Origin of the sequence: Streptomyces herbicida (genome assembly GCF_032656585.1) — a bacterium.
In the GTDB taxonomy this organism is placed as follows: domain Bacteria; phylum Actinomycetota; class Actinomycetes; order Streptomycetales; family Streptomycetaceae; genus Streptomyces; species Streptomyces herbicida.
In genome coordinates this window covers 189586-198232 of the sequence record NZ_JAUYWJ010000020.1, presented here as the reverse complement: position 1 = coordinate 198232, position 8647 = coordinate 189586, and the positions used below count along the sequence as shown (strand labels likewise).

9 protein-coding genes, 1 rRNA gene and 1 pseudogene are annotated in these 8647 nt (G+C 68.7%); all 11 read left to right on the top strand.

Going from position 1 to position 8647, the window contains the following annotated elements:
- Positions 1-74 (top strand): 5S ribosomal RNA (gene rrf, locus Q8A52_RS49470); the annotation flags it as partial.
- Between the two features lie 71 nt (positions 75-145).
- Complete coding sequence (locus Q8A52_RS35235) at positions 146-790, top strand: HAD family hydrolase (RefSeq protein WP_316758927.1); 645 nt, start codon at positions 146-148, stop codon at positions 788-790.
- A gap of 93 nt (positions 791-883) precedes the next feature.
- Positions 884-1606 carry a VC0807 family protein gene (locus Q8A52_RS35230; protein ID WP_316758926.1) on the top strand — a complete coding sequence of 241 codons (723 nt, stop codon included), beginning with the start codon at positions 884-886 and terminating at the stop codon, positions 1604-1606.
- An 81-nt stretch (positions 1607-1687) separates the two neighbouring features.
- Positions 1688-2905 (top strand): MFS transporter, encoded by a 1218-nt coding sequence (locus Q8A52_RS35225; protein WP_316758924.1) that lies wholly within the window; start codon positions 1688-1690, stop codon positions 2903-2905.
- Positions 2856-4028: an acetoin utilization protein AcuC gene (locus tag Q8A52_RS35220; RefSeq protein WP_316758922.1), complete on the top strand. Its 1173-nt coding sequence runs from the start codon at positions 2856-2858 to the stop codon at positions 4026-4028. Before Q8A52_RS35225 ends, Q8A52_RS35220 begins: the two co-directional genes overlap by 50 nt.
- Positions 4029-4547: 519 nt before the next feature.
- A complete protein-coding gene (locus Q8A52_RS35215; protein WP_316758920.1) occupies positions 4548-5363 on the top strand; it encodes a phosphatase in 816 nt (271 codons plus the stop codon).
- A gap of 129 nt (positions 5364-5492) precedes the next feature.
- Positions 5493-5705 carry a helix-turn-helix domain-containing protein gene (locus Q8A52_RS35210; protein WP_004984898.1) on the top strand — a complete coding sequence of 71 codons (213 nt, stop codon included), beginning with the start codon at positions 5493-5495 and terminating at the stop codon, positions 5703-5705.
- A gap of 111 nt (positions 5706-5816) precedes the next feature.
- Entirely contained in the window at positions 5817-5915 is a 99-nt protein-coding gene (locus Q8A52_RS35205; protein WP_003948845.1) for a 30S ribosomal protein bS22, read from the top strand.
- Positions 5916-6116: 201 nt separating this feature from the next.
- On the top strand, positions 6117-7178 hold the full coding sequence (locus Q8A52_RS35200) for an NAD-dependent epimerase/dehydratase family protein (protein WP_316758918.1): 1062 nt from the start codon (positions 6117-6119) through the stop codon (positions 7176-7178).
- A 14-nt stretch (positions 7179-7192) separates the two neighbouring features.
- A complete protein-coding gene (locus Q8A52_RS35195; RefSeq protein WP_316758916.1) occupies positions 7193-8251 on the top strand; it encodes a lysophospholipid acyltransferase family protein in 1059 nt (352 codons plus the stop codon).
- A 90-nt stretch (positions 8252-8341) separates the two neighbouring features.
- Positions 8342-8593: pseudogene (locus tag Q8A52_RS35190) on the top strand (glycerol acyltransferase); the annotation flags it as partial.
- Between the last annotated feature and the right edge of the window lie 54 nt (positions 8594-8647).

Genomic DNA, 8647 nt, shown 5'->3' with positions numbered 1-8647 from the left:
ACCCGGAAGCTAAGCCTCACAGCGCCGATGGTACTGCAGGGGGGACCCTGTGGGAGAGTAGGACGCCGCCGAACAAATCTTGGGAAAACCCCCGCACCTCCGGTGCGGGGGTTTTCTGCGTTCAGGGGCGTTTAGGCTCGACGGCATGCGCTATGAACTCGTCATCTTCGACAACGACGGTGTCCTCGTCGACAGTGAGCCGATCTCCAACCGGATTCTGGCCGCTCATCTCACCGAGCTGGGACATCCGACTTCGTACGAGGACTCCATCCGCGACTACATGGGATCCGCGATGCACCGGATCCATGAGCTCATCCAGGAGCGGACGGGGCGTCGGTTGCCGGACGACTTCGACGATGTCTTCCATGCCCGTGTGTTCGAGGCGTTCGAGCGGGAGTTGAAGCCGGTGGCCGGCGTTGCGGACGTGCTGGAGAAGCTGGCGGCGGACGGGGTGCCGTACTGCGTGGCCTCCTCCGGGAGTCATGAGCGGATCCGGGTGGGGCATCGGACGACCGGGCTCGACCGGTGGTTCGATGAGTCCAGGATTTTCAGTTCGCAGGATGTGGGGCGGGGCAAGCCGGCGCCCGATCTGTTCCTGTACGCGGCCGAGCGGATGGGGGCCGTACCGGAGCGGTGCGTGGTCGTGGAGGACAGCCCGCTGGGCGTACAGGCGGCGGTGGCGGCCGGGATGGACGTCTACGGGTTCACCGCGATGACGCCTGCGACGAAGCTGGCGCGGGCCACACAACTCTTCTCCGACATGGGCGCGTTGGCTGACCTGCTGGTATGACCCCGGGCATCGGGCCCGTACTGACAATTGTCATGCCGAGCCCTGGACGATCGTTTCTATTGCGGTGCGGGTCCTCTCCGCGAAGCTGAGGGCATGACGACGAAGACGAGCAAGAAGAACCCCTTCGCCCCGCTGATCGTGGACGTGGCGGTGCCTCTCGGTTCGTACTACCTGTTCAAGGACGGCTTCGGGATGAGCACCTTCGCGGCGCTCGCCTGGAGCAGCGTGGTGCCGGCGGTGCGGACCGTGTGGGGCCTGGTCAAGGAGCGGAGGACCAACGGCCTGGCAGGGCTCATCCTCGTCGTGACCGTGGTCTCGCTGCTGCTCAGCTTCGTCTCCGGCGACCCGCGGCTGATGCTCGCCAAGGACAGTGGGATCAGCAGCACGGTCGCCATCGGGATCCTGGTCTCCGTCGCGCTCGGGAAGCCGATGATGACCGCCGGCATGAAGCCCTTCCTGGTGAAGGGGGACGCGGCCAAGGAGGCCGCCTGGCAGCGGCTGATGTCCGGGAGGGCAGCCGGGTCCGCGGCCTTCCTCCGCAAGGAGCGGGCGTTCTCCGTCGTCTGGGGTGCGGTGCTGCTCGCCGAGTGCATCGTGCGGGTCGTCGGTGCGTACACCGTCCCCGTGGACACCATGGTGTGGCTCGGCACGGTCATCATGATCGTCGCGATGGCGATCGCCTTCGTCGTCAGTGGCGGCCTGGCCGTCGAGCCGATGGAGAAGCTGCTGGCCGCCGAGGTCGAGGCCGCAGAGGTCGAGGCGGGCAAGGCCGAGGCCGGCAAGGTCGAGACGCCCGAGGTGGCTGTCGCCGCCTGAGTCTCCGCCCGGTAAAGCTGAGGGAAATTCATCTTTGGCTGGATCTACCCACGGGTACCCCGGGGCCCTACGCTCGCCGCCATGACAGATGTGCTGCGGCGCGGTAGGGCCTCGTTGGCGTTCAGCTTTTTCGCTCAAGGCGCCACCTTTGCGCTGCTCGTGACGCGCATTCCGGCCATTCAGGACCGGTACGGCGTCTCCGACGGGCTGCTTCCCGTCTTCCTGGCCGCCGTGCCGATCCTCGCCGGGGCCGGCAGCGTGACGACCGAGCAGCTGGTGAAGCGAATACGGCCCAGCCGGCTGCTGCGCTGGTCCCAGCCGGTCGTGCTGCTCGCGCTGCTCGGGGTTGGCGCGGGCGGGCAGATGGCCGAGCTGGGGCTGGCCCTGGCGGCCTTCGGGCTCGCCGTCGGTGCGCTGGACGCCTCGATGAACATGCTCGGGGTGAGCCTGCAGCGGACGTACGGGCGGAGCATCATGCTCAGCTTCCACGCCGTGTACAGCCTGGGCGGGATCGTGGGCGCCTCGCTGGCCTGGGCCGGGGCGCACTGGCATCTGGCGCTGTGGGTGTCGTACCTGCCGGTGGTGGCGGTGCTGCTGCCGGCGGCGTTCCTGGGGAGCCGGTGGTACGTCGACACGGATGCGGCGCCCGTGGCGGAGGCGCAGGGGGCGGCAGTGACCGGGGGTGTTGTCTTCAGGCTGCTCCTGCCGCTGTGTCTGGTGATGGCCTTCGCCTACATCGGGGACTCGACCGTCTCCAACTGGAGTGCGAAGTACCTCGAGGACGTGCTGGGGAGCTCGGAGCAGCTGGCGACGGTTCCGTACAACGTGTACATGGTGACCACGCTGCTGGGGCGGGCCATCGGGGACTTCGGAGTACGGCGGTTCGGGGCGGTGGCGGTCGTACGGCTGGGGGCGCTGGTGGCGGCACTCGGGTTCGCCGTGGTGTCCGTGGCGCCGGGCGCCTGGGTCGGGATGCTCGGATTCACCCTGCTGGGGCTGGGGCTGTGTGTACTGGTGCCGCAGACCTTCGCGGCGGCGGGGCGGCTGTTCCCGGGGGCGTCGGACGCGGCCATCGCGCGGCTCAACATCTTCAACTACGTCGGCTTCCTGATCGGTTCGCCCTTGGTGGGGGCGCTGGGGGATGCCTGGAGCTACCGCGGGGCCATGCTTGTGCCGATGGTGTTGGTGCTGGTGACACTGGTGTACGCCCGGTCGTTCGCCGCTCAACCGGACCGATACGGTGGCGGGCATGAGCGGCCGCGCACAGCTGATGTGGGACGAGGCAGTAACGGGCTATGACTTCGGTCCGGACCATCCGATGGATCCGGTCCGGCTGGAGCTGACCCGGAAACTGGTGGGTGCCTTCGGGCTCGACCGGGACCTGGAGGTCGTCTCGGCCAAACCGGCGGGGGAGTCGACGCTTCGGCTCGTCCACCGGGAGGACTACATCGAGGCGGTCAAGGCCGCGTCGGCGGATCCGGGGTCGGCGAACGGGGCGTACGGGCTCGGGACGATGGACGATCCCGCCTTCGCCGGGATGCACGAGGTGTCCGCGCTGATCGCCGGGCAGTCGGTGGGTGCCGCGGAGGCGGTGTGGCACGGGGACGCGCTGCACGCGGTGAACTTCGCGGGTGGGCTGCACCATGCGATGCCGGGCAGTGCGTCGGGGTTCTGCATCTACAACGACGCTTCGCTGGCGATCGCGCGGCTGCTGGAGCTCGGGGCCGAGCGGGTGGCCTATGTGGACGTCGATGTGCACCACGGGGACGGTGTGCAGGCGGCGTTCTGGGAGGATCCGCGGGTTCTGACGATCTCGCTGCACGAGCATCCTCGTACGTTGTTTCCGCAGACCGGGTGGCCGGAGGAGACCGGGGCGGAGGTGGCGGAGGGGTCCGCCGTGAACGTGGCGTTGCCGGCGGGGACCGGGGACGCGGGGTGGGTGCGGGCGTTTCATGCCGTGGTGCCGGAGTTGCTGGCCGGCTTCCGGCCGCAGGTGCTGGTGACGCAGCACGGGGCCGATACGCACTTCGAGGATCCGCTTGCTCATCTTGCCGTTTCGCTGGATGCGCAGCGGGCTGTGCAGGTGGCGTGTCATGACCTGGCGCACGAGTACGCGGACGGGAAGTGGGTTGCGCTGGGTGGGGGTGGATACGCGGTGGTGGAGGTCGTGCCGCGGTCGTGGACGCACCTGGTGGGGATCGCGGGTGGGCGGGAGATCGCGCCCGAGACGGTGATCCCGGAGGGGTGGCGGCAGGAAGTGTTCGCTCGTACGCGGCAGCTGGCGCCGGCGCGGATGACGGATGGGCGGTGGCCCGTGTCCTGGGCGGACTGGGAGTCGGGGTATGACCCCGCTGATCGATTGGATCAGGCCGTGTTGGCTACGCGGCGGGCGGTGTTTCCGTTGCGGGGGTTGCTGGCGTAGGTGTCGGGGCGGGTGGGTCTTCTCGCCCCGCCGCCCCTACCCGTCCCATCCCCAGGGGCCGGCGCCCCTTCGACCCCGCCCAGGAGCTGCCGCCCCCGGACCCCGCCCAGGGGCTGCCGCCCCCGGACCCCGCCCAGGGGCTGGCCCCCGCATCGGCCTGAACGGCCTCGTCCTCAAACGCCGGACGGGCTGGATCGTCCGGGCCTTGGCATCGGCCGCGCCGGGTCGGGCAGGGCGGGTGTCCGGGTCATGGCTCCGGAAGCCCCAGGTCGGACAGGCCAGGTTGCCCCGGCGCTGACCCCAGGCCCCCCACGCCGGACGGGGGTGGGCGATCCGGGCCCTGGCCCCGGCTCCCGACACCTGGCGGGGTGGGCGATCCGGGCCCTGGACACAGACGCCCCGACGCCGGACGGGCAGCGGTGCTGTCGACCCCTCCGGAAAGTGAACCGTTACGCCAACCGTGCGGTCTTCATCCCATCCGGCCCCGGCCCCCGCCCCTCGTCCGTCACCATCGCTCCCGTGTTGAGCAGTGGAGTCGTTCGGGCGCATCTTCTTGGGGCTCGGCTTGCCGGGAGCGTGGCTACGACGCGGGAGGAGAGTCTGCGGAGCTATCGGCTCTTCGCCGCTCGTGATCCTCGGGTGATGATCGGTATCGATCCTGAACGGGGCTGGGGGATGCGGGATTTGATCGGACTCATGGCGGAAAGGTGTGGGGTTTCGGCCGACCCTGCGCATACATCCGGGCATGATGTGATCGACCCGGAGCTGACCCTGGCTGCGCTGGATGCCTTCGCGGAGCGGCTCGCCGAGGTCGCCCGGCGTGGGGCGCCGGTGCTGTTCGGTACCGGGCACCCGCATCGGCTGCTCGGGTTCTACGCCGACCTGGCAGACGCCTTGTCGGCGGTGGGATGTGAGGTCCTCACCCCCGCGCAGGGTCGCTGTGTCGACATAACGACCCGGTTCGGTCTACGTACGTACAACCTTGATTACGTACGAGGTGTCGCGCTGGCCCGGGCGGCCGGCACCGAACGCCCCGGTTGTGAGCCCGGCGCACATACGCATTCACCGCTCCCGGTTCGTACCGCGCTGGCCGCGGCGGCGGAGGGTGGTGGGCCGCTGCCGGAGCTGGTGATCGGCGATCATGGATGGGTCTGCGGAGCAGGTCAGCTGGGGTTTGAGGCCATTGGGCTGGCGGATACGGATGACCCTGCGCTCTTTGTGGGGGAGGCGGAGGGGGTCGTGTCCGTCGTCGTTCCGGTTGATGACGCTGTGCGGTCTGATTACTACCGTCCGCTTACCCGCTACGTACTCAATCGAGCGTGTCTGTCACAGTAGGCCGCCGATGGGTGCACCTCTTCCCCACTCGCATCACCCGCCCCTACATTGGGGAGTGAGCACGCAACGACGAAGAGTCACCGGAAGGGGAAGCCGGTGGCCGTCGAGTGCGGAAGGTTCAGGTGTGTCATGGCTGCAGCTGGCGAGAGGCCTCTGAACGAGGTTCAGTTCCTTACCGTGGCGGAGGTTGCCTCGGTGATGCGAGTGTCGAAGATGACCGTGTACCGGTTGGTGCACAGCGGTCATCTGCCCGCGATCCGGGTCGGGCGGTCGTTCCGTGTCCCGGAGCAAGCGGTACACGAGTACCTCCGCGAGAGCTATGTGGGGGTGGAGACAGCCTGACGAAGCCCTCGATTACGACCTCAGCGCTCGGGCGGGTAGGCTGGCCCCTCGTAGGTCGTATGGGCCCATGGCGCCCAAACACCGAGTGATGAGAAGTGAGCGAGGGTAGTCGTGGGCTCTGTTATCAAGAAGCGGCGCAAGCGGATGGCCAAGAAGAAGCACCGCAAGCTGCTCAAGCGCACGCGCGTTCAGCGTCGTAACAAGAAGTAAGCGACGCCGCGAAAGCGTGTTCGTGTGGCCCCCCACCGCTGCTGGTGGGGGGCCGCCGTCATATGCGGACCGGGCGAATCTCGTCACTTCGTGCATCCGGCGGTCATCACAGCGCAACACCTACCCGCTAAGTTGGCGCACACGGGGAACGCGGCAGGGTACGAGCGGCACAACGCCGAGGGCGGAAGGAAGGCGCTGATCTTGGGGAAGGTCGTGCTCGTGACCGGAGTGGCCCGTCAGCTGGGGGGCCGGTTCGTGCGACGGATCCAGCGTGACCCGCAGGTGGACCGGGTTGTCGCGGTGGACGCGGTGCCACCCGAGCACCATCTGGGCGGGGCGGACTTCATCCAGGCCGACATCCGCCAGCCCACCATCGCGCGAGTGCTGGCCGAGACGTCCGCGGATACCGTCGTCCATATGGACGTGACCGGCACAGCGTTGGGCAGCGGAAGCCGTACGACGGTCAAGGAGACCAACGTCATCGGCACCATGCAGCTGCTCGGGGCCTGCCAGAAGTCCCCGACCGTGAAGCGACTGGTGGTGAAGTCCAGTACGAACGTCTACGGGTCCGCACCGCGGGATCCGGCCGTCTTCACCGAGACCACCCCGGCCAAGTCACTGCCCAGCGGGGGCTTCGCGAAGGACACGGTGGAGGTCGAGGGGTATGTGCGCGGGTTCGCCCGGCGGCGGCCCGATGTCGCCGTGTGCGTGCTGCGGTTCGCGAACATCCTCGGGCCGACCGCGGACACGCCGCTCGCCTCGTACTTCGCGCTGCCCGTCCTGCCGACCGTGTTCGGCTACGACCCGCGGCTGCAGTTCGTGCACGAGGACGACGTGATCGAGGTGCTGCGGATCGCCTCGCACGAGCCGGAGCGGGGCACGCTCAACAGTGGCACCTTCAACATCGCCGGCGACGGTGTCCTGCTGCTCTCGCAGTGCTCCAGGCGCCTGGGGCGGCCCACGGTGCCGCTGCTGCTGCCCGCGGTCACCTGGGCCGGTTCCCTGGTCCGTACGCTGGGCATGACGGACTTCTCGCCCGAGCAGATCCGGCTGCTGACCCACGGCCGGGTCGTGGCGACGGATCAGATGCGCGAGACGCTGGGATTCAAGCCGAAGTACACGACCGCGGAGACGTTCGCGGACTTCGTCCGCAGCCAGGGCCCGGGCCTGCTGCCGCCGGAGGATCTCGCGCGAGCCGTCGACCGGATCGCCGCGCTGTCCCTGCGGGACAGCGGCCACCCCCCGACGCAGAGCGCCAACTGAGGAGCGCATCAACGATGGCGGATGCCAAGGTCATTCCGTTCGACGACGACCGGACCCGCGGGAGCGCCGTACAGCGGCCGCCGCGGCGCCGGAGCGCGGGGAGCCGGCGCAAGGGCGGCGAGTCCGCACTGGTACGTGAGGTACAGCCCCTGCCCAGCAGGGCGCCCGCGCAGGATGATGTTCCCGTGACCCGTGAGGAAGAGCTGCCGCCCGAGCCGCAGCGGCCGCAGGACGGCGGTCTGGAGCGGCGTGTGGCGAGCGGCCTCGCCTTCCTGCGGCGGCGGCTCACGGGGGACTACGACGTCGACGACTTCGGCTACGACGAGGAGCTCACCGACCAGGTCCTGATGTCCCTGCTGCGGCCGGTGTACGAGAAGTACTTCCGGGTCGAGGTGAAGGGCATCGAGAACATCCCGGCCGAGGGCGGCGCGCTGATCGTGGCCAACCACTCCGGGACGCTGCCGCTGGACGGCCTGATGATGCAGGTCGCCGTGCACGACCACCACCCGGCGGACCGGCATCTGCGGCTGCTCGCGGCGGACCTGGTCTTCGTGCTGCCGGTGGTGAACGAGCTGGCGCGCAAGCTGGGGCACACCCTGGCGTGCACGGAGGACGCCGAACGGCTCCTCGGCCAGGGCGAGCTGGTCGGGGTGATGCCGGAAGGCTTCAAGGGCATCGGGAAGCCCTTCGGCGAGCGCTACAAGCTCCAGCGGTTCGGCCGGGGCGGCTTCGTCTCCACGGCGCTGCGCAAGGGCACGCCGATCATTCCGTGCTCGATCGTCGGGGCGGAGGAGATCTACCCGATGATCGGCAACGCGAAGACCCTCGCGCGGCTTCTCGGCTTCCCGTACTTTCCTTTGACCCCCACTTTCCCGTGGCTGGGTCCGCTGGGGGCGATTCCGCTCCCTACGAAGTGGACGATCCAGTTCGGTGAGCCGATTGCGACGGATGGTTATCCGCCGGAGGCGGCGGAGGATCCGATGCTGATGTTCAATCTGACGGACCAGGTGAGGGAGCAGATCCAGCACACGCTGTACAAGCTGTTGGTGCAGCGGCGGTCGGTGTTCTTCTGAGCGTGTTCGGGGTGAGTCGGGTCGGCGGACGGAGTCCGGCGCAGGCGTCCGAAGCCCGCGGAGCGGTGCGAGGGCGGCGGTGTGAATGGGTCCCTCGCGCGGCTTCTCGGCTTCCCGTACTTTCCTTTGACCCCCACTTTCCCGTGGCTGGGTCCGCTGGGGGCGATTCCGCTCCCTACGAAGTGGACGATCCAGTTCGGTGAGCCGATTGCGACGGATGGTTATCCGCCGGAGGCGGCGGAGGATCCGATGCTGATGTTCAATCTGACGGACCAGGTGAGGGAGCAGATCCAGCACACGCTGTACAAGCTGTTGGTGCAGCGGCGGTCCGTGTTCTTCTGATGCGTTGTCCCGGCCGGTGTACGGCGACGGGGGCGCCCCTCTCGAGAGGGGCGC

Bases quoted from the DNA above. Each gene is read 5' to 3' on its own strand.
- Q8A52_RS35230 (WP_316758926.1), top strand. From the start codon at position 884: ATGACGACGAAGACGAGCAAGAAGAACCCCTTCGCCCCGCTGATCGTG.
- Q8A52_RS35195 (WP_316758916.1), top strand. From the start codon at position 7,193: ATGGCGGATGCCAAGGTCATTCCGTTCGACGACGACCGGACCCGCGGG.
- Q8A52_RS35210 (WP_004984898.1), top strand. From the start codon at position 5,493: ATGGCTGCAGCTGGCGAGAGGCCTCTGAACGAGGTTCAGTTCCTTACC.
- Q8A52_RS35220 (WP_316758922.1), top strand. From the start codon at position 2,856: ATGAGCGGCCGCGCACAGCTGATGTGGGACGAGGCAGTAACGGGCTAT.
- Q8A52_RS35225 (WP_316758924.1), top strand. From the start codon at position 1,688: ATGACAGATGTGCTGCGGCGCGGTAGGGCCTCGTTGGCGTTCAGCTTT.
- Q8A52_RS35235 (WP_316758927.1), top strand. From the start codon at position 146: ATGCGCTATGAACTCGTCATCTTCGACAACGACGGTGTCCTCGTCGAC.